This window comes from Pseudomonas sp. SJZ077, assembly GCF_007993905.1.
Classification (GTDB): domain Bacteria; phylum Pseudomonadota; class Gammaproteobacteria; order Pseudomonadales; family Pseudomonadaceae; genus Aquipseudomonas; species Aquipseudomonas mandelii.
In genome coordinates, this window is sequence record NZ_VIUJ01000023.1 from 57,383 (window position 1) to 76,752 (window position 19,370).

Annotated in this window: 16 protein-coding genes; 10 read left to right on the plus strand and 6 right to left on the minus strand. The window is 60.0% G+C overall.

The genetic code is table 11. The features are described from left to right. Nucleotides 1–3: 3 nt before the first annotated feature. The 8 genes from gloB to fabI all read left to right on the plus strand — a co-directional run bounded on the left by gloB (nt 4) and on the right by fabI (nt 10,861). Nucleotides 4–771: a hydroxyacylglutathione hydrolase gene (gene gloB / locus FBY01_RS26665; protein WP_145310159.1), complete on the plus strand. Its 768-nt coding sequence runs from the start codon at nt 4–6 to the stop codon at nt 769–771. A 99-nt stretch (nt 772–870) separates the two neighbouring features. Beyond that, nucleotides 871–2,325, plus strand: coding sequence for a transglycosylase SLT domain-containing protein (locus FBY01_RS26670; RefSeq protein ID WP_145310161.1), 1,455 nt, complete (start codon nt 871–873; stop codon nt 2,323–2,325). Nucleotides 2,326–2,687: 362 nt separating this feature from the next. Next, the gene (locus FBY01_RS26675) at nt 2,688–4,496 is read left to right on the plus strand and encodes an extracellular solute-binding protein (RefSeq protein WP_372241899.1); all 1,809 of its coding nucleotides are present in this window, start codon (nt 2,688–2,690) and stop codon (nt 4,494–4,496) included. Then, complete coding sequence (locus tag FBY01_RS26680) at nt 4,493–6,334, plus strand: extracellular solute-binding protein (RefSeq protein ID WP_145310165.1); 1,842 nt, start codon at nt 4,493–4,495, stop codon at nt 6,332–6,334. The genes FBY01_RS26675 and FBY01_RS26680 overlap by 4 nt, the downstream gene beginning before the upstream one ends. A 4-nt stretch (nt 6,335–6,338) precedes the next feature. Then, nucleotides 6,339–7,412, plus strand: coding sequence for a microcin C ABC transporter permease YejB (locus FBY01_RS26685; protein WP_010459785.1), 1,074 nt, complete (start codon nt 6,339–6,341; stop codon nt 7,410–7,412). Nucleotide 7,413: 1 nt separating this feature from the next. Beyond that, entirely contained in the window at nt 7,414–8,433 is a 1,020-nt protein-coding gene (locus tag FBY01_RS26690) for an ABC transporter permease (protein WP_010459784.1), read from the plus strand. Nucleotide 8,434: 1 nt separating this feature from the next. Then, complete coding sequence (locus FBY01_RS26695; protein WP_145310167.1) at nt 8,435–10,045, plus strand: ABC transporter ATP-binding protein; 1,611 nt, start codon at nt 8,435–8,437, stop codon at nt 10,043–10,045. 21 nt (nt 10,046–10,066) lie between these two features. Then, the gene (fabI, locus tag FBY01_RS26700) at nt 10,067–10,861 is read left to right on the plus strand and encodes an enoyl-ACP reductase FabI (RefSeq protein WP_077749640.1); all 795 of its coding nucleotides are present in this window, start codon (nt 10,067–10,069) and stop codon (nt 10,859–10,861) included. Between the two features lie 200 nt (nt 10,862–11,061). Here fabI and FBY01_RS26705 read toward each other — a convergent pair whose 3' ends face one another. Beyond that, complete coding sequence (locus tag FBY01_RS26705) at nt 11,062–12,273, minus strand: hypothetical protein (RefSeq protein WP_083377315.1); 1,212 nt, start codon at nt 12,271–12,273, stop codon at nt 11,062–11,064. Between the two features lie 194 nt (nt 12,274–12,467). After that, on the minus strand, nt 12,468–13,334 hold the full coding sequence (locus tag FBY01_RS26710; RefSeq protein ID WP_145310169.1) for a LysR family transcriptional regulator: 867 nt from the start codon (nt 13,332–13,334) through the stop codon (nt 12,468–12,470). Nucleotides 13,335–13,448: 114 nt separating this feature from the next. On the opposite strand from FBY01_RS26710, the gene FBY01_RS26715 reads away from it, so the two are divergent. Together FBY01_RS26715 and FBY01_RS26720 are read left to right on the plus strand one after the other, a co-directional pair. Next, a complete protein-coding gene (locus FBY01_RS26715) occupies nt 13,449–13,874 on the plus strand; it encodes a VOC family protein (protein WP_145310171.1) in 426 nt (141 codons plus the stop codon). Next, nucleotides 13,871–15,148, plus strand: a complete 1,278-nt coding sequence (locus tag FBY01_RS26720) for an amidase (RefSeq protein WP_145310173.1) — start codon at nt 13,871–13,873, stop codon at nt 15,146–15,148. Before FBY01_RS26715 ends, FBY01_RS26720 begins: the two co-directional genes overlap by 4 nt. Here FBY01_RS26720 and FBY01_RS26725 read toward each other — a convergent pair. From FBY01_RS26725 to FBY01_RS26740, 4 genes are all read right to left on the minus strand, one after another. Continuing rightward, a complete protein-coding gene (locus FBY01_RS26725; RefSeq protein ID WP_010459770.1) occupies nt 15,139–15,732 on the minus strand; it encodes a GGDEF domain-containing protein in 594 nt (197 codons plus the stop codon). The genes FBY01_RS26720 and FBY01_RS26725 overlap by 10 nt on opposite strands. Before the next feature lie 74 nt (nt 15,733–15,806). Continuing rightward, nucleotides 15,807–16,385, minus strand: coding sequence for a hypothetical protein (locus tag FBY01_RS26730; protein ID WP_145310175.1), 579 nt, complete (start codon nt 16,383–16,385; stop codon nt 15,807–15,809). 1 nt (nt 16,386) lies between these two features. Then, a complete protein-coding gene (locus FBY01_RS26735; protein WP_145310176.1) occupies nt 16,387–18,555 on the minus strand; it encodes a xanthine dehydrogenase family protein molybdopterin-binding subunit in 2,169 nt (722 codons plus the stop codon). 24 nt (nt 18,556–18,579) lie between these two features. Beyond that, nucleotides 18,580–19,035, minus strand: coding sequence for a (2Fe-2S)-binding protein (locus tag FBY01_RS26740; RefSeq protein WP_010459764.1), 456 nt, complete (start codon nt 19,033–19,035; stop codon nt 18,580–18,582). Nucleotides 19,036–19,370 lie beyond the last annotated feature (335 nt).

Genomic DNA, 19,370 nt, shown 5'->3' on the forward strand with positions numbered 1-19,370 from the left:
ACGATGATACAGATCAGTGCCCTGCCCGCCTTCACCGACAACTACATCTGGTTGTTACAGGACCACAACACCCAGCGCTGCGCCGTGGTCGATCCGGGTGATGCCGCGCCCGTGCAAGCATGGCTGGCGGCGCATAAGGGTTGGGTATTGAGCGATATCCTGATCACTCACCATCATCATGATCATGTCGGCGGTGTCGAGCAGCTGAAAAAAGCGACAGACGCGAAAGTCTATGGCCCGGCCAGCGAAACCATCCCGGCGCGAGACGTGGCGCTCAAGGACAACGACCGTGTCAGCGTGCTGGGCTGGGACTTCGACGTCTATGCGGTTCCCGGACACACCCTGGGGCATATTGCCTATTATCACCACGGCCTGCTGTTCTGCGGCGACACCCTTTTCGCCGCCGGTTGCGGGCGCTTGTTTGAAGGCACGCCCGAGCAGATGCACACCTCGCTGAGCCGCCTCGCTGAGCTGCCGGAAGATACGCTGGTCTATTGCACCCACGAATACACCCTGAGCAATCTGAAATTTGCCGCAGCGGTCGAACCCGGCAATCCTGACACCGCCGCACGTCTGGAAAAAGTTACCGAGCAACGTGCTGCCGGAATCATGACGCTGCCCTCTACTCTGGCGCTTGAAAAACTGACCAACCCCTTTTTGCGTGTCGACGAAACATCCGTTAAAGAAAAAGTGGACGAACGGAATGGAACCCAAAACCGGTCTCCGAGTGCGGTCTTTGCTGCTCTTCGGGCTTGGAAAGATAAGTTCTAAGTCGCCGCCCCGTTGGTACAAAAATTCTGAATGGTTGACCGCAGAGGGTGCGCTTTCTAGAATCGCCCGACATTTTTGCCCGGAACTTACTTCCAGCCAATGTCGTCATCTATTCGTAAAGCCATCAATTCAGACGCATTGACCCGCTTGGCTCAAGCCATAGCGGTGGCTGTGTCCGCCACTCTGGCGGGCTGTTCCAGCCATGTGCCGCAGACCGAAGCGACACACACTCCGAACATCGCCGCTCGCGCCAAGCAGAAACCTATCTGGCTCAGCGAAAAGCCGACTCCGCAAATTCCACAGGATGTCTGGGAGCGCATGCGCCAGGGCTTCCAGTTGCAGGACAACCTGGGCGTCAACCCGCGCATCGAGCAACAGCGCCTGTGGTTCGCCAGCAACCCGTCCTTCCTTGAAAACGCCGGTGAACGCGGCAGCCTCTACATTCACTACATCGTCGAACGCCTTGAAGAACGCAACATGCCGCTGGAACTGGCGCTGCTGCCAGTGATTGAAAGCGCCTACAACCCGATGGCCTACTCCCGGGCCAATGCGGTGGGCCTTTGGCAATTCATTCCTTCCACCGGCCGTTACTTCAACCTGCGTCAGACCCGCTTCTATGATGGTCGTCGCGACATCACCGCCTCGACCACTGCGGCCATGGATTACCTGACCCGCCTGCACGACATGTTCAACGGTGACTGGTTGCTGGCTCTGGCGGCCTACAACGCCGGCGAAGGCACGGTCAGCCGTGCCATCGAGCGCAACGAGAAGCTGGGTCTGCCGACCGATTACTGGAACCTGCCGCTGCCAGCCGAAACCCAGGCTTACGTGCCCAAGCTGCTGGCCTTGTCCCAGGTTGTGCTGGCCCCCGAAGCCTACGGCGTGAACCTCAACCCGATCGCCAACGAACCTTACTTCCAGGTCGTCGAAATCAACCAGCGCATGGACCTGTCCAAGGTTGCCGCGGTGGCCAACATCGACGAAGACGAGTTGTTCCAGCTCAACCCGGCCTTCAAACAGCGCACCACCATCGACGGCCCCCAGCATTTGCTCGTGCCAACGTCCAAGGCGCAGTTGCTGACCGCCAGCCTCTCGACCATGCGTCCTGAAGAGTTGATCAGCAAGAAGTCGCTCAAGCCGGTCTTCGAAGGCGCCGATGAATCCGAAGTCGCCAGCCTTAAACGTGCCTACCGCGTCAAACGCGGCGACAACCTGGCCGCCATCGCCAAGGCGAACAAGGTCGCCGTCAAGGACCTGCAGCGCTGGAACAAGATGACCGGCAAGAACCTCAAGGTCGGCCAGACCCTGGTGATGCAGGACACTGCCAAACGTAGCGGCGGTCGCGTCAACACCGTTGTGGCGGCGAACAGCAAGACCACCAGCAAAGCCGCCAAACAGAAGCCGCAGACCCAATACAAGGTCAAGCGAGGCGATTCGCTATACATGGTCGCCAAACGCTTCAACGTTGAAATGCAGCACCTCAAGCGCTGGAATCCGCGTGTTGGCCAGGCGCTCAAGCCTGGGCAGATGTTGACGGTGTCTTCGCCGCGCTAAAAACGAGCCCCTGAATCCAGGGGCTTTTTTTCGCCTGCAATTTGAGCTCTGCTGGAATCGGGGGATGCATGGGAACTGTGGCGAGGGAGCTTGCTCCCGCCCGGCTGCGAAGCAGCCGTAAACCCTGAACATGCGGTGTGTCAGGAATTATAAAAATTTTCAGGTTTTGGGGCCGCTTCGCAGCCCAGCGGCAGCAAGCTCCCTCGCCACAGGCACAGCACCTGCCGCATCGTCACCTCGGCAATTAACAGCGCATTAACCCCCTGTCTTTTTCCTGTCGATACAAGCTGTTACTGTACGGCCCACAAAGCCCAAGCCGCCTGGATCGGATCTCTGACTTGAAGCGTCCCCTCCTCCTCTTCCTGATCAGCCTGGCCTTGAGCTCCACCGCAAGCGCGACGATCAGCGAAAGCCATGGTTATGCGCAGTTCGGCACGCTCAAGTACCCGGCCAGATTTACCCACTTCGACTGGGTCAACCCGCAAGCGCCCAAGGGCGGTACGTTGCGGGTGATGGCGTTTGGCACCTTCGATACGCTCAACCCCTACACATTCAAGGGCTCAAGCCCGGTTTCCACCGCCAATTTCCTGCAATACGGCATCAACGAGCTTAACGAACCGCTGATGGTCGGCACCGGTCAATACGCGCCGTCCGGCGATGAGCCGACCTCCAGTTATGGCTTGATCGCGCAATCGGTGGAGTACAGCGAGGACCGCAGTTGGGTGGTGTTCAACCTGCGCCCCGAAGCGCGCTTTCACGACGGCACGCCGATTACCGCCTACGACGTGGCGTTTTCCTACCGCTTGCTGCTCAAGGAAGGTCACCCGCAGTACCGCACCAGCCTTCAGGAAGTGTTGCGGGTCGACATCCTTAACCCGCAGCGCATTCGATTCGTCTTCAAGCGTGCCGGTAATCCGTTGCAGATCCTGCGCCTGGGCGAATTGCCGGTGCTGCCGCAGCATTACTGGAAAGGTCGCGACTTCAAGGCTACAACCTTCGAACCGCCGCTGGGCAGCGGGCCTTATCGCATCACCTCGGTGACGCCAGGACGCCAGATCATTTTCGAGCGGGTCAAGGATTACTGGGGCAAGGACCTGCCGGTCAATCGTGGCAAGTACAACGTCGACCGCATGGAAGTCGAGTTCTATCGCGACAGCGATGTGGCGTTCGAAGCCTTCAAGGCCGGCGAATTCGACATTTACATCGAGCACCAGGCGAAGAACTGGGAAAACGGTTACAGCTTCCCGGCCGTGCGCCGTGGAGACGTGATCAAGGCGCAGATCCCGCACCAGATCCCGACCCAGACCCAGGGCCTGTTCATGAACAGCCGGCGCCCGATCTTCTCCGAGACCAAAGTCCGTGAAGCCATGGGGCTGATGTTCGACTTCGAGTGGACCAACCGCACGCTGTTCAGCGGCGCCTACAAGCGCGCCATGAGTTACTACCCCAACAGCGAATTCTCCTCCACGGGCCTGCCGGTCGGTCATGAATGGCTGTTGCTCAAGCCCTATCGCGAGCAATTGCCCGCCAAGCTCCTCACCGAGCCGTTCAGCCTGCCAAAGACCGACGGACGCGGCATCCCTCGGGAAACCATGCGCAAGGCCCTGGCGCTGCTCGCCGAGGCCGGGTGGAAGCTCAATGGACAACGGATCGAGAACGCCAAAGGCCAACCGCTCAAGCTCGAGATCCTGCTGGTCAACCCGAACCTGGAGCGCATCCTTCAGCCTTACGTCGAGAACCTCGCCAACATTGGCATCGATGCGCGGCTGCGCACAGTGGATCGCGCGCAGTACAAACAACGCCTCGATCAGTTCGATTTCGACATGATCCTGATGACGCTCAACCAGACCCTCAGCCCGGGCCTGGAGCAATGGCAGTATTTCCATTCCGGCCAGGTCGGGGTCAAGGGCAGTAAAAACTACGCCGGCATCGCCAACCCGGTGGTCGATCACCTGCTCGAACAATTGCTCGCCGCGCAAACCCGCGACGAACAAGTCGCCGCCGGCAAAGCCCTGGACCGGGTCTTGTTGTGGCAGCACTACATGATTCCCAACTGGTACCTCAATTATCACCGCCTGGCCTACCGCAACCGGTTCGCCTTCGTCACCACACCGCCCTATACCCTGGGCCTCTCCGCGTGGTGGCTGAAATCTTCGGAGAAAGATCGATGAAGCCCCTATGCGCACTGCTGATGCAGGCCAGCGGTCTGCTGTTCGCCGGGCTGGCCTGCGCCGCCCCGCAACACGCCGTGACCCTGTACAACGAGCCGCCGAAATATCCGGCCGACTTCAAGCATTTCGACTACGTGAACCCCGACGCCCCCAAAGGCGGAATCTTTCGCCAGGCCGGGTTCGGCGGCTTCGACAGCCTCAACCCGTTCATCAGCAAAGGCGTACCGGCCGACGACATCGGCATGATCTACGACACCTTGGCCAAACAGGGGCTGGACGAACCGTTCACTGAATACGGGCTGGTCGCCGGCAAGATCGAGAAAGCCCCGGACAACAGTTGGGTGCGCTTCTACCTGCGTCCTGAAGCGCGCTTCCACGACGGCCATCCGATGCGCGCCGAAGACGTGGTGTTCAGTTTCCAGATGCTGACCAAAGAAGGCGCCCCGCTCTATCGCGGTTACTACAGCGATGTCGAGGAAGCGGTCGCCGAAGACCCGCTCACCGTGCTGTTCAAGTTCAAGCACAACAACAACCGCGAGCTGCCGCTGATCCTCGGCCAGTTGCCGGTGCTGCCCAAACACTGGTGGGCCAATCGCGATTTCAACAAAGGCAACCTCGAAATACCGTTGGGCAGCGGCCCCTACAAGGTGACCGAAGTGAAGGCCGGGCGTTCGATCCGCTACGAGCGGGTCAAAGATTACTGGGGCAAGGACCTGCCGGCCAACCGTGGCTTCTACAATTTCGACGTGATGACCACCGATTACTACCGCGACAACACGGTGGCGCTGGAAGCCCTCAAGGCGGGGCAGTTCGATTACTGGCTGGAAATGAGCGCGAAGAACTGGGCCAACGCCTACAACATCCCGGCAGTCACCGAAGGCCGATTGAACAAGGAACAGATCCCGAACGGCAACCCGACCGGCATGCAAGGCTTTGTGTTCAACCTGCGCCGTCCGGTGTTCCAGGACGTGCGCGTGCGCCAGGCATTTACGTTGCTGCTGGACTTTGAATGGACCAACAAGCAACTGTTCAACGGCGCCTACGTGCGTACCCGCAGTTTCTTCGAAAACTCGGAAATGGCCGCGACCGGCCTGCCCGACGCCGATCAGCTTGAAATTTTGAGTCCGTTCCGCGGCAAGATCCCCGAGCAGGTATTCAGCGAAGCGTTCCAGAACCCGATGACCGACGCCAGCGGCATGATCCGCGCCCAGCAGCGCAAAGCCTACCAACTGCTGCAAGAGGCGGGCTGGCGGATCGTCGACGACAAGATGGTCGACGCCAACGGCAAACCGGTGACCATCGAGTTCCTGTTGGCCCAGACCGAATTCGAACGCGTGCTGCTGCCGTTCAAGCGCAACCTCAGCGACCTGGGCATTGACCTGGTGATCCGTCGGGTCGATGTCTCGCAGTACATCAACCGCGTGCGTTCACGGGACTTCGACATGATCGTCGGCAGCTTCCCGCAATCCAACTCGCCGGGCAACGAGCAGCGCGAGTTCTGGATGTCCGCCGCGGCCGACAAACCCGGCAGCCGCAATTCCATGGGCCTCAAGGACCCGGTGGTCGATCAACTGGTCGAACAACTGATCAACGCCGATTCGCGCAAAAGCCTGGTGGCTCATGCCCGGGCACTGGACCGCGTGCTGCAATGGGGCTATTACGTGATCCCCAACTGGCACATCAAAACCTGGCGCGTGGCGTACTGGAACCACATCGGTCGCCCGAAAGTCTCTCCCAAGTACGACATCGGCACCACTACCTGGTGGGTCAAGCCTGATGCGAAACCTGCGGTAGAAGTCGAACCCAAACTGCAAGCCGACCCTGCGGGCACGGAGTAATCAGATGCTGGCGTATATTTTTCGGCGACTGCTGCTGATCATCCCGACCTTGCTCGGCATTCTGCTGATCAACTTCGTGATCATCCAGGCCGCCCCCGGTGGGCCGGTGGAGCAGATGATCGCCAAGCTCGAAGGCTTCGAAGGCGCCACCAGCCGCATTGCCGGCGGCGGTGCCGAAGTCTCGGTGGCCGGCTCGGCCTATCGCGGCGCGCAGGGCCTGGACCCGATGCTGGTCAAGGAAATCGAGCACATGTACGGCTTCGACAAATCGGCGCCGGAACGCTTGTGGATCATGATCAAGAACTACGCCACCCTGGACTTCGGCGACAGTTTCTTCCGCGACGCCAAGGTCATCGACCTGATCAAGGAAAAGATGCCGGTGTCGATCTCGCTCGGGCTGTGGAGCACGCTGATCATGTACCTGGTGTCGATCCCGCTGGGGATCGCCAAGGCAACGCGACACGGCAGCCACTTTGACGTCTGGACCAGTTCGCTGATCATCGTCGGTTACGCGATCCCGGCGTTCCTGTTTGCGATCCTGCTGATCGTGGTGTTTGCCGGCGGCAGCTACCTGGACTGGTTCCCGCTCAGGGGACTGACGTCGAACAACTTTGATGAGCTGAGCACTGGCGGCAAGATTCTCGATTACTTCTGGCACCTGGCATTGCCGGTGACCGCGCTGGTGATCGGCAACTTCGCGACCATGACCCTGCTGACCAAAAACAGCTTCCTCGACGAAATCAACAAGCAGTACGTGGTCACTGCCAAGGCCAAGGGCCTGACCAATCACCGTGTGCTTTACGGTCATGTGTTCCGCAATGCGATGCTGCTGGTGATCGCCGGCTTCCCGTCGGCGTTTATCGGGATCTTCTTCACCGGCTCGCTGCTGGTGGAAGTAATCTTCTCCCTGGACGGTCTCGGTTTGATGAGTTTCGAAGCGGCGATCAACCGCGATTACCCGGTGGTGTTCGGCACGCTGTTTATCTTCACGTTGCTGGGGCTGGTGGTGAAACTGATTGGCGATTTGACGTACACCTTTGTCGATCCGCGCATCGACTTCGAAAGCCGGGAGCATTGAGATGAATCTGTCCCCGCTCAATCGCCGGCGTTTCGAGCTGTTCAAGGCCAACAAGCGTGGCTGGTGGTCGCTGTGGCTGTTTCTGGTGCTGTTCGGCCTGAGCCTCGGCGCAGAACTGATTGCCAACGACAAACCGCTGGTGGTGCATTACGACAACGGCTGGTATTTCCCGGCGCTCAAGCGCTACCCGGAAACCGCGTTCGGCGGCGAATTTCCGCTGGAGGCCAACTACAAGAGCCCGTACATCCGTGAATTGCTCAAGGCCAAGGATGCCTGGGTGCTGTGGGCGCCGATCCCCTACAGCTACCAAAGCATCAATTACGATCTGAAAGTCCCGGCGCCGGCGCCACCTTCGGCCGACAACCTGCTGGGCACCGACGATCAGGGCCGCGATGTGTTGGCGCGGGTGATTTACGGCTTCCGCATTTCGGTACTGTTTGCCCTGACCCTGACCATTCTCAGCTCGATCATCGGCGTGATCGCCGGGGCCTTGCAGGGGTTCTATGGCGGCTGGGTGGATCTGGCCGGGCAGCGTTTCCTGGAAATCTGGTCCGGGCTGCCGGTGTTGTATTTGCTGATCATTCTCGCCAGTTTCGTGCAGCCGAACTTCTGGTGGCTGCTGGGCATCATGCTGCTGTTCTCGTGGATGAGCCTGGTGGACGTGGTGCGCGCCGAGTTCCTGCGCGGGCGTAACCTGGAATATGTGCGCGCGGCCCGTGCGCTGGGGATGCAGAATGGCGCGATCATGTTCCGCCACATCCTGCCCAACGCCATGGTTTCGACCATGACCTTCATGCCGTTCATTTTGACCGGCGCCATCGGCACCCTGACCGCCCTCGACTTCCTGGGCTTCGGTTTGCCGCCGGGTGCGCCGTCCCTGGGTGAACTGGTGGCCCAGGGCAAATCCAACCTGCAAGCACCGTGGCTGGGCATGAGCGCGTTTGCCGTGTTGGCATTGATGTTGAGTTTGCTGGTGTTCATCGGCGAGTCCGCTCGCGATGCCTTCGACCCGAGGAAGTGAAATGAATCAGGACAATCTGATCGAAGTGCGCGACCTGGCCGTCGAATTCGTCGTCGGCGATCACTGCCAGCGGGTGGTGGAAGGCGTCAGCTTCGACATCAAGCGCGGCGAAACCCTGGCCCTGGTTGGCGAAAGCGGCTCAGGCAAATCGGTGACCGCGCATTCGATCCTGCGACTGCTGCCCTACCCGCTCGCCCGGCATCCGTCCGGGACCATCGAGTATGCCGGGCAAGACCTGCTGAGTCTGAAAGAGAAAACCATCCGCCACATCCGCGGCAACCGGATCGCGATGATCTTCCAGGAACCGATGACCTCGCTCAATCCGCTGCACTCGATCGAGAAGCAGATCAACGAGGTGCTGGGCATTCACAAGGGCCTTGTCGGCAAAGTGGCGACCAGGCGCACCCTGGAATTGCTGGAAATGGTCGGCATTCCTGAACCGCACAAGCGCCTCAAGGCTTTACCCCACGAGTTGTCCGGTGGCCAGCGCCAGCGGGTGATGATTGCCATGGCCCTGGCCAACGAGCCGGAACTGCTGATTGCCGACGAGCCAACCACCGCGCTGGACGTGACCGTTCAGCTGAAAATCCTCGAATTGCTCAAGGAATTGCAGGCCCGCCTGGGCATGGCATTGCTACTGATCAGTCATGATTTGAACCTTGTACGAAGAATTGCGCATCGCGTATGTGTCATGCAGCGCGGTTGCATCGTCGAACAGGCATCGTGCGAAGAGTTGTTCCGCGCGCCGCAGCATCCGTACACTCGGGAACTGCTGGCAGCGGAGCCCAGCGGGACGCCTGCGACCAACGTGATTGGCCCGCCGCTGCTGCAGGTCGAGGACCTGAAAGTCTGGTTCCCGATCAAGAAAGGCTTTCTGAAAAAGACCGTTGACCACATCAAAGCGGTGGACGGGATCAATTTCAGCCTGCCTCAGGGCCAGACCCTGGGGATTGTGGGAGAAAGCGGTTCGGGCAAGTCGACACTGGGTTTGGCGATTTTGCGGCTGATCGGCAGCAAAGGCGCCATCCGGTTTGAAGGCAAGCAGCTAGACTGCCTGACGCAGGCCGAGGTTCGGCCGTTGCGCCGGGAGATGCAGGTGGTGTTTCAGGACCCGTTTGGCAGCCTGAGCCCACGGATGTGCGTGAGCCAGATCGTCGGCGAAGGCCTGCGGATCCACAAGATGGGCACCGAGGCGGAACAGGAACAAGCGATTATTGCGGCATTGAAGGAGGTAGGCCTGGACCCGGAAACCCGGAACCGCTACCCCCACGAATTTTCCGGTGGGCAGCGGCAGAGAATCGCCATTGCCCGGGCATTAGTGCTAAAACCGGCGTTGATTTTGCTGGACGAGCCGACATCGGCCCTCGACCGCACCGTGCAACGCCAAGTGGTGGAGCTGCTGCGCTCACTGCAAACCAAGTACAACCTGACGTATCTGTTTATCAGCCATGACCTGGCTGTCGTCAAGGCGCTGAGCCACCAGCTGATGGTGGTCAAGCAGGGCCAAGTGGTCGAACAGGGAGACGCGCAAAGTATCTTTGCCGCCCCCCAACATCCGTATACACAGCAGTTGCTGGAAGCCGCTTTCTTGGCTCCGGCCACTGCGCAATAACCTGAAAGAGAGGAGCAACACATGGGTTTTCTCGCCGGTAAGCGCGTACTGATCGTCGGTGTCGCCAGCAAGCTGTCCATCGCATCCGGCATCGCTGCCGCCATGCATCGCGAGGGCGCTGAGCTTGCCTTCACTTATCAGAACGACAAACTCAAGGGTCGTGTCGAAGAGTTCGCACAAAGCTGGGGTTCCAACCCTGACCTGTGCTTCCCGTGCGACGTGGCCAGCGATGAAGAAATCGCCAAGGTTTTCGTTGAGCTGAGCAAGAAGTGGGACGGACTGGATTGCATCGTGCACTCCGTCGGCTTCGCCCCGGGCGACCAACTGGATGGCGACTTCACCGAAGCCACCACCCGTGAAGGTTTCCGCATCGCTCACGACATCAGCGCCTACAGCTTCGTGGCCCTGGCCAAAGCTGGCCGCGAAATGATGAAAGGCCGCAATGGCAGCCTGCTGACCCTGTCGTACCTGGGTGCCGAGCGCACCATGCCGAACTACAACGTAATGGGCATGGCCAAGGCTTCGCTGGAAGCCGGCGTGCGTTACCTGGCCGGCTCCCTGGGCCCGGACGGCACCCGCGTCAACTGCGTATCGGCTGGCCCGATCCGCACCCTCGCCGCTTCCGGCATCAAGAACTTCCGCAAGATGCTGGCCGCCAACGAAGCGCAAACCCCGCTGCGTCGCAACGTCACCATCGACGAAGTCGGCAACGCCGGCGCCTTCCTGTGCTCGGACCTGGCGTCCGGCATCAGCGGCGAAATCATGTATGTAGACGGTGGCTTCAACACCACTGCGATGGGTAGCCTGGAAGAGTGATCTTCCGCTAGCCAATAAGAAACCCGCCTCGTCTGGCGGGTTTTTTATGCCTGCATTATCAATGCCCGACGCAAATCCCCTGTGGGAGCCTGCTCGCGATTGCGGTCTGACATTCAGTATTGATGTTGACTGACACACTGCAATCGCGAGCAGGCTCGCTCCCACAAGGATTTGTGGCTTGCGTGGTCGTAAAGACGCTATCAGCTCAGGATACCCAAGACTTTCGGACCTTGAGCTTCACTTGAGTCCAGATTAACCGCGAGGATGAGTCGATTGCCGGTGCGCTGGACAATAATGTCATTCACCCGGCCAGCTTGCTGTCGAACCACCCCAGAATCACCGAAAGAAGTGTCTAGCTCACCGCCCTCGGTGGTACGCAGCCAGTACAGGTTTTGCACAGGAAAATTCTCACTCCCTGCGACCACGATTTTTTTATCCGGCTGTACGGTGATGGTCGGGATGTTTATAAAGCCGGAACCCAGATCAACCACCAACGGCGCTCCGTTGTTAAAGGTCTTATCCGAGGTGCCATCACCCAATACTCGTTGCACGGAAACATAACGGTTGCCATCGTTATTAATCGACGTGACAGCGGCGATGATTATCTTGTCATCATCCACCACCATCGAGCCAAAACCAGCGTAGCTTTTGTCTTCCCAAAATCCGTCAATGCCGAAGGTTTTGTTCAACGTGCCGTCTCGGTTGTAGCAAGCCAAGACCGCGTTCGGCACTGATGTGCCTGATGCCGGGCGGTCAACAATCCCAAACACAACGATGCGCCCGTCTGACAGGACGCCGATACTATGAATCGTTGTAATCGGCCCCTTGAATCTGACTTCAAATCCAGTGTCTGGATGACCTTGGTCATCCAGGGTGTATACCCTACCTGCCGAATCGATAGTTGTGCCCTCGCTGTCCGCCAATTGGTAACTTGCGGCCACTAACACATGGTTGTCAGCAGTGAGGCATCCCGTAGGTCCGAATGTCTGCAAACCCTGCTCCGGAGGGACGGGGTCTACGGGTAAAGGCAGCATTTTTGTGCCAAAGACTAAATCAGGACTTCCTCCCTCGTTGAATCGCGTGATCGCAGCCTGCCGGATAAAGGGCTCATTACCCGAGTTACCAATCAACAGGAATTTGCCGTCTCTTCGAGCAAGTAAACGTGTGACACTTTCGAATTGGCCTTTGGCGAAGTCCCACGCGAACGGTTGGAAGGTCGGATCGGAAGTGCCATCAGCCATGGCCCGATAAACCCATGAGACACGGCCTGTTTGAGCCACGTAAAGAAGTTTGCCGGCAGATGTTTCAACGACACACTGAGACGAACCTTGGGGAATATTGATCATACCGTTGTCAGCAAATCCCACATCCAGGTCACCTGGTGCTTGCTGCGTGTTGGCTTGCGCTGTCATGCCGTTATCCTCCTGAAGTAAGGGCTCCATGCAATCAGGGGAATGCCAACAAACATCCATCCCGACAGCCAGATCCGTTTGACAGCGCCACCCTAATGCGAAAGCCGACACGCATATCACTGTCATAAATAACAGTCTTACTGTCTTCAAGAGCCAAAATTCATTCTTTACAGCACATACACTGCACGCCTGCGTTAGCCAGGAGGTTGCGTCAGGCACTTGGCAAACAACAGCTGGATCGGCTGTGTGCGTTGGCTGTAGCGCTGCAACAAGACAATCTCCCGATAAAACGTCAGCTCGCCCAGCGCAATGATCCTGACTTTCGCCCCATGTTCAAGCCATAACCCGGCCTCGGGCAGCAGTGAAACGCCAAACCCGCATTCAACCATTTTCACAATGGCTTCCAGCTCATCCATCTCCATCGCCACGTGCACATCAATCTGCTGTTCACGCAAAAATCGCGTAATCAGGCGCCCTCCGAATGAGTTACGGTCGTACCGCACGTGCGGCTGGCTCGCGAGGATCTGCAGCGGATCATCGCCCTCAAGATCCATCGGCACGATCAATACAAACGGTTCCCGGCGAATCACCTGCGCCGACAGCTCCTTGGGCAGTTCGAAGGGCGGCTTGATCAATATCGCCAGATCCACCTCACCCGTATCGACCTGACTCAGCAGGCTCAACGACACGCCCGGCACCAGTTTCGGTTCCAGCAGCGGTGCCTGCTCCCTCAAGCGCAAAAATGCCTGAGGTAGCAACCCGGTCTGGACCGTGGCCACCGCACCGATTTTCAACTCGCCACGGTACTCGCTGACGTCCTCACTGACGGCCATCCGGCTAAACGTGTCGAGGATCTGCTGTGCCATCGGCAATGCCCGTTGCCCTGCGGCATTCAGAATCGCCTGTCGCCCGGTGCGATCGAACAGGCGGATGCCCAGCGCCTTTTCCAGGTTGCGCATCTGCGCGCTGACCGCCGACTGCGTCAGACCGATGTGCATGCCGGCGGCGGCGAATGTGCCGTAGCGTGTGACGGCGACGAAGGTTTTCAATTCGCGCAGCATTGGACTTCTCGATTGATCGAAATAATTTGAGCTCGACGCAAAAACTATCGTCTTTCAATCAAAAATCATAGCGCTAAACTCAGCCTCATCTCCTGACAATCCGAGGCGAATCCGATGCAACTCTCCCCTTTTCACTTGGCTGTACCGGTTTACGATCTGGCCGCTGCCCGGCGTTTCTATGGCGAAGTCTTCGGTCTTGAAGAAGGCCGCTCCAGCGAGCATTGGGTCGACTTCAACTTTTTCGGCCATCAACTGGTGATACACCTGGCACCGAAAAACGCTTCACAGGAAGCGGCGCACACCAATGCCGTGGACGGTCATGACGTACCGGTACCGCATTTCGGTGTGGTGCTGGGGATAGCGGAATGGGAGGCGCTGGCCGAGCGCTTGAAAGGCCTTGGGACACGCTTCGTGATCGAGCCAGGCATCCGCTTTCAGGGATTGGTGGGCGAGCAGTCCACGATGTTTCTCTTCGACCCTTGCGGCAACGCGTTGGAGTTCAAGGCATTTAAAAACATCAGCCAGTTGTTCGCCAAATGAACCGCCCAGCCCTTGACGCGACCACCCTCAGTGAAGCGGTAGTCAATGGCGATACGACCGCTGCCGCCATCGCCGAATCCTTTCTTGAGTGCATTCAGGCGCGGGAGCCGGAGATTCAGGCGTTCGTCTCGTTCGACGACCGGCAGGTGCGTGCCGATGCTGCGCAGATCACCGGGCGCGGCCTGCTGGCCGGCGTCCCCGTCGGCATCAAGGACATCTTCGACACGGCCGCCTATCCCACGCAATTCTTCTCGCCCATCTACGCCGACCATCAACCGTCCCGGGATGCCCACGTCGTGACGCTGCTGCGCCAGGCCGGGGCGCTGATCATGGGCAAGACCCACACCACCGAATTTGCCTACATGCACACTGGCCCGACCCGAAATCCTCACGATCTCGCTCGCACGCCGGGCAGCTCCAGCGCGGGTTCGGCGGCGGGGATGGCAGCGGGTTTCTTTGCGGTGGCGCTGGGCACCCAAACAGCGGGCTCGTTGCTCAAGCCGGCGTCCTATTGCGGTCTCTTCGCCTACAAACCGTCCCTGGGACTGGTGTCGCTGGAAGGTGTAAAGCCGCTGGCGCCGAGCTTCGACACCGTGGGCTGGTATGGACGATCGGTGCGCGATCTGCACCTTGTGGCGCGGGTGTTGATTCCCGGTTTTGTAGTGCCGGACGTCGAGCGGCGTCCACTGCGGCTGGGTTTCTGCCGCACCTCACGCTGGGATCAGGTGGACGCCGAGGTGGCCTGCGCTCTGGAGCAGGCCACGGATCAGTTGCGCAGCGCCGGCCATTATGTGAGCGAACTGGAACTGCCCGATGAGTTTGCCGCAGTGTTCGACGACCATCAGCTGATCAACGATTGCGAAGGTGCCCGCTCGCTGGCCAAGGAATTCCAACGCCATCGTGCTCAACTGAGCCCATCGACACTGGCCATGTTCGAGCGAGCGGCGGCAACAACCTGGGAGCAGGAATCCGCTGCCAAGGCGCGCCTGGCCACCCTTGCGCCCCGTTTGAATGAGCTTTGCCAACCGTTCGACGCCATGCTCGGCGCCTCCTGCGGGATGGTCGCGCCGATGGGCCTGGAAAGCACCGGACCGTCGGATTTCATCAAGTTCTGGGGGGCGTTTGGCTGGCCGCAGGTGAACGTCCCGCTGGTGCGCGCCCACCCCATGTTGCCGGTCGGGCTACAGATCATCGGGAAGTTCAGGGACGATGGCCGCCTGTTGCGAACGGCCGCCTACGTTGCCGCAGCGTTGCAAGGCGCCGCTCAGCAATGATCCGTGTCGTGCATCGCCTTATCGGCCAGGGTCAACACGTCTTCCGCTGTCGGGTTTAGCCGAGCATCAAACTCGACCTGGCCAATGCTGAAGTGAATGGCAAAACTGCGATTCGCCGTGGCATTGCGCTCGGCGAGTATTTCTTCGAGCCGGGCCTTGATCGCGGACAGCTCAACAACGCTTGCACCCGTCAACAGGGCGACAAACTCATCGTTGCCCAGTCGACCAATCACATCGCTTTCGCGAAAGGCGATACGCAGCACGTCAGCGAAGGTCTTCAGGGCGTGATCACCCTCGGCGCGCCCGTACAGATAGTTGATTCGCTTGAAGTTATCGAGGTCGAAAAACAGCAGCGTCGCCGGCAGCCCCAGTTGCTGGCAGGCGTCCATCCCCTGTTGGGCCAGCGCTGTAAAACCGTGGCGGTTGGGCAGCAGCGTCAACTCGTCCATGCTCGCCATCTGCACGCCCATCAGTTCTTGCTCGGCCTTGCGGGCCAGGTCACGCAGCAGCTCACGCTCCTGCAGTGGCGAACGTAACGGGTCTGTACAAGCACCGCGCTTGACCGGTTTGCCTGGGATCAGCATGACTCACTCCATTGGCGGGTATGTACTTTAGAGTCGTGCATACCCGGTTTGACTCCCTGTTAACGGACCGCCGGTCAACTGCCCTGCACCGGACACGGGCCTCCAGCGGTCGCCCACAGCTTGAATTGGGTGACGAAAATGTCGTGCGGCACCGGTACCGGCGCCCTTCCCTCACCCGGATTCCAGCCCCAGAGCACCAGTTTGTCCTCGGTGACGTGCTTGATCAGGGCCGCGAAATCACGGTCACCATTACTGGAGCGATCCTTGATCATCGCGCACAACTGGTCGGCTGGCAGCCCGATCCAGGCCATCTTGTGCGCCGCGGGCGGCAAGCTCCAGTGCGGCGCCCCCGGTGGTGTATGCGGCCCGTAACTGGCGGGCGGATTGGCCTCGGCGTGACAGGTCGAGCAGGGCAAACCCGCTGCGCCCTTGCCGTCCATCCCGCGCACTACGCTCATGGCATGGGGGATGCCTGCGTCGAACTGCAACGGCGAATCGCCCGGGATATGACAGTTCTGGCAACGCGGACTTTGAAAGACCTTCTGCACCGTATCAAACGCCTTGATGGCTTCCTTATCGTCAGCAAACAGGTGCTCGGCATAGCTGACCAAGCCGATCAACACCACCGTCCCCAGAATCAGATGTCGTCTCATCTCACACCCCCGACAGTTGCAACGGCAGTTCCCGCAAGCGCTGCCCGGTCAGGGTGAACACCGCGTTGGCCACTGCCGGCGCCGTGGGTGGGACGCCGGCTTCGCCAATACCGCCGGACCGTTCAGTGCTCGGCACGATATGCACTTCGACCACCGGCATTTCGTTGAGCCGCAGCACCTGATAGTCGTGGTAATTGGATTGCACCACCTGGCCGTCCTTGAACGTCAGTTTGCTGTGCAAGGTAAAGCCGAGGCCGAAGGTGATGCAGGACTCCATCTGCGCCGCGATGCTCATCGGGTTGACCGCAATCCCGCAGTCCACCGCGCACACCACCCGGTGCACGCGGATTTGCAGGTTGTCCTGGGACACCTCAGCGACCTGCGCGACGTAACTGCCGAAAGACTCATGCACCGCCACACCCAAGGCATGGCCGTCCGGCAGTTCCGCCTTCCAGTTGGCTTTTTCGACGGCGAGGTTCAGCACACCCAAATGTCGCGGATGCGCCTTGAGCAAGGTTCGTCGGTATTCCACCGGATCCTTGCCAGCCGCCTCCGCCAGTTCATCAATCAACGACTCCATGACAAACGCCGTGTGGCTGTGCCCCACCGAACGCAGCCACAACACGCTGATGCCGGTAGTCGGCGAGTGCAGTTCCACCTGGTGATTGGCCAGGTCTTCAAGGTACGGGCTGTCGGCAACGCCTTCGACCGAGGTCTTGTCGATACCGTCCTTGACCATCGTCGCCTCCATCATGGTGCCGGCCATGATCGACTGACCGACCATCACATGCTTCCAGGCCACGGGCATGCCGCCAGCATCCAGGCCGATTCGTGCCTGATGCAGGAACGCCGAGCGGTAATAACCGCCGCGGACGTCATCCTCCCGGGACCAGACGGTTTTCACCGGCCCGCCTGCCGCCTTGGCGACCTGCACGGCTTCAGCGACAAAGTCCGAGGTCGGATTGGCCCGACGACCGAAGCCGCCGCCGAGGAATTCGGTGTGGATTTCAACCTGCTCAGGTTTGAGCCCGGTGATCTTGCCCGCGATCATTTGATCCAGGGTCTGGAACTGCGTGCCGGTCCAGATCTCGCACTTGTCCTTGCTGATTTTCACCGTGCAATTGAGCGGCTCCATCGGCGCATGGGCCAGGTACGGCACGCTGTATTCGACATCGACGGTCTTGGCCGCCTTGCCCAGCGCGGCGGTGGTATCCCCGGCCTTGCTGGCCGAGACGCCAGGCGTGGTCGCGAGTTTGCGGAAGCTTTCCAGCAATTTCTGGCTGTCGAGGCCGGCATTCGGCCCCAGGTCCCACTCGACCTTCAGCGCATCGCGCCCCAGCTTCGCCGCCCAGTAATGGTCGGCAATCACCGCCACGCCGGTGGGCACCTGCACCACTTTATGCACGCCCGGCACGGCCAGCGCTTCGGCGCCTTCGAAAGATTTGACGCTGCCGCCAAACACGGGTGAGCGGGCGACCATGGCGGTCATCAAGCCCTCAAATTGCACGTCCATGCCGAACTTGGCCCGGCCGGTGATTTTCTCCGGGGTGTCCAGGCGCTTGGTGGGTTTGCCGATCAGTTTCCAGTCCTTGGCTTCTTTGAACTTGATCGAGGCCGGATCCGGCACCGGCAGCTTGCCGGCGTCGTCCGCCAGTTCGCCGTAGGTCGCGCGATTGTCGCCGGCAATGACCACGCCTGACTCGGTGTGAATCGCCGAGGGCGCGACGTTGAAACGCTTGGCGGCTGCGTCGACCAGCATCAGACGCGCTGCCGCGCCGGCTTGCCGATAGCGATCGAACTCCATCCAGGTCGAGGTCGAGCCGCCGGTGATCTGCATTCCGCCGAAACCCGCCATGCCGTAGTCAGCCGCCGAGGCGGGTGAATGTTCGACGCGGATTTTCGACCAGTCGGCGTCCAGCTCTTCTGCGATCAGCATGGTGAGGCCGGTCCAGATGCCCTGACCCATTTCCGAGTGGCCGAGCAGTACGGTGACGACGTTGTCGTTGCCGATCCGTAAAAACGCATTGGGCGCAAACACGTTGCCTTCATTCTCCGCCCCCACGGCAAAGCGATGGGCGCCGGGAATGACGAACGCCACCACCAGACCTCCGCCCAACAGCGCGCTGCCCTTGAGAAAACCGCGACGTGACACCGGGTTGATGCTGTTCATGTTCAGACTCCCTTCAACGTGGCATCAACCGATCTCGGCGGCGCGTTTGACCGCGGCGCGGATCCTTGGGTAGGTGCCGCAGCGGCAGATATTGCCGGAGAGCGCCTGATCGATGTCGCTGTCGGTGGGTTTGGGGATTTTCGCCAGCAGCGCGGCGGCGGACATGATTTGCCCGGACTGGCAGTAACCGCACTGCACCACGTCGAGTTCGGCCCAGGCTTGCTGCACTGGGTGCGAACCGTCAGTGGACAGGCCTTCGATGGTGAGGATTTTTTGCCCGTGGGCCACCGCGGTGGCGGGCGTGATGCACGAGCGCAGCGGCGCGCCGTCGACGTGTACGGTGCAGGCGCCACACTGGGCCATGCCGCAACCGAATTTGGTCCCGGTCAGGTGCGCGACATCGCGCAGGACCCAGAGCAGCGGCATGTCCGCGGGGACATCCAACTCCTGATCCTTGCCGTTGATATTCAGGGTCAGCATTGCGAATTTCCTCAGACTCACGGTGTTCTGAAGGGGCGTCGCTGTGACACGGAATGCCTACGCGCGCCTCCGGTTATCCCTACAGCTAAGCGCAAAATGCCGGGCGAGACCGGTTCATCGACCACCGGTCAAAAAAAGGCCACCTTGATGGGTGGCCTTGGAATGAGGTTTTGTAGTGATGGCGCTTGAGCGGCTAGCGGGCTTTTGTGCCTGGTGGGCATTTGTGGCGAGGGCGCTTGCTCCCGCTCGGCGGCGAAGCCTCGCAAAACCAGCTAACACGGTTTTTCTGATGTACCGGGTTTGGAGGGCTTGGGGCCGCTTCGCAGCCCAGCGGG

Coding starts and splice junctions, on each gene's coding strand:
- gloB (WP_145310159.1), top strand. CDS start 4: ATGATACAGATCAGTGCCCTGCCCGCCTTCACCGACAACTACATCTGG.
- FBY01_RS26670 (WP_145310161.1), top strand. CDS start 871: ATGTCGTCATCTATTCGTAAAGCCATCAATTCAGACGCATTGACCCGC.
- FBY01_RS26680 (WP_145310165.1), top strand. CDS start 4,493: ATGAAGCCCCTATGCGCACTGCTGATGCAGGCCAGCGGTCTGCTGTTC.
- FBY01_RS26685 (WP_010459785.1), top strand. CDS start 6,339: ATGCTGGCGTATATTTTTCGGCGACTGCTGCTGATCATCCCGACCTTG.
- FBY01_RS26690 (WP_010459784.1), top strand. CDS start 7,414: ATGAATCTGTCCCCGCTCAATCGCCGGCGTTTCGAGCTGTTCAAGGCC.
- FBY01_RS26695 (WP_145310167.1), top strand. CDS start 8,435: ATGAATCAGGACAATCTGATCGAAGTGCGCGACCTGGCCGTCGAATTC.
- fabI (WP_077749640.1), top strand. CDS start 10,067: ATGGGTTTTCTCGCCGGTAAGCGCGTACTGATCGTCGGTGTCGCCAGC.
- FBY01_RS26705 (WP_083377315.1), bottom strand. CDS start 12,273: ATGACAGCGCAAGCCAACACGCAGCAAGCACCAGGTGACCTGGATGTG.
- FBY01_RS26710 (WP_145310169.1), bottom strand. CDS start 13,334: ATGCTGCGCGAATTGAAAACCTTCGTCGCCGTCACACGCTACGGCACA.
- FBY01_RS26715 (WP_145310171.1), top strand. CDS start 13,449: ATGCAACTCTCCCCTTTTCACTTGGCTGTACCGGTTTACGATCTGGCC.
- FBY01_RS26720 (WP_145310173.1), top strand. CDS start 13,871: ATGAACCGCCCAGCCCTTGACGCGACCACCCTCAGTGAAGCGGTAGTC.
- FBY01_RS26725 (WP_010459770.1), bottom strand. CDS start 15,732: ATGCTGATCCCAGGCAAACCGGTCAAGCGCGGTGCTTGTACAGACCCG.
- FBY01_RS26730 (WP_145310175.1), bottom strand. CDS start 16,385: ATGAGACGACATCTGATTCTGGGGACGGTGGTGTTGATCGGCTTGGTC.
- FBY01_RS26735 (WP_145310176.1), bottom strand. CDS start 18,555: ATGAACAGCATCAACCCGGTGTCACGTCGCGGTTTTCTCAAGGGCAGC.
- FBY01_RS26740 (WP_010459764.1), bottom strand. CDS start 19,035: ATGCTGACCCTGAATATCAACGGCAAGGATCAGGAGTTGGATGTCCCC.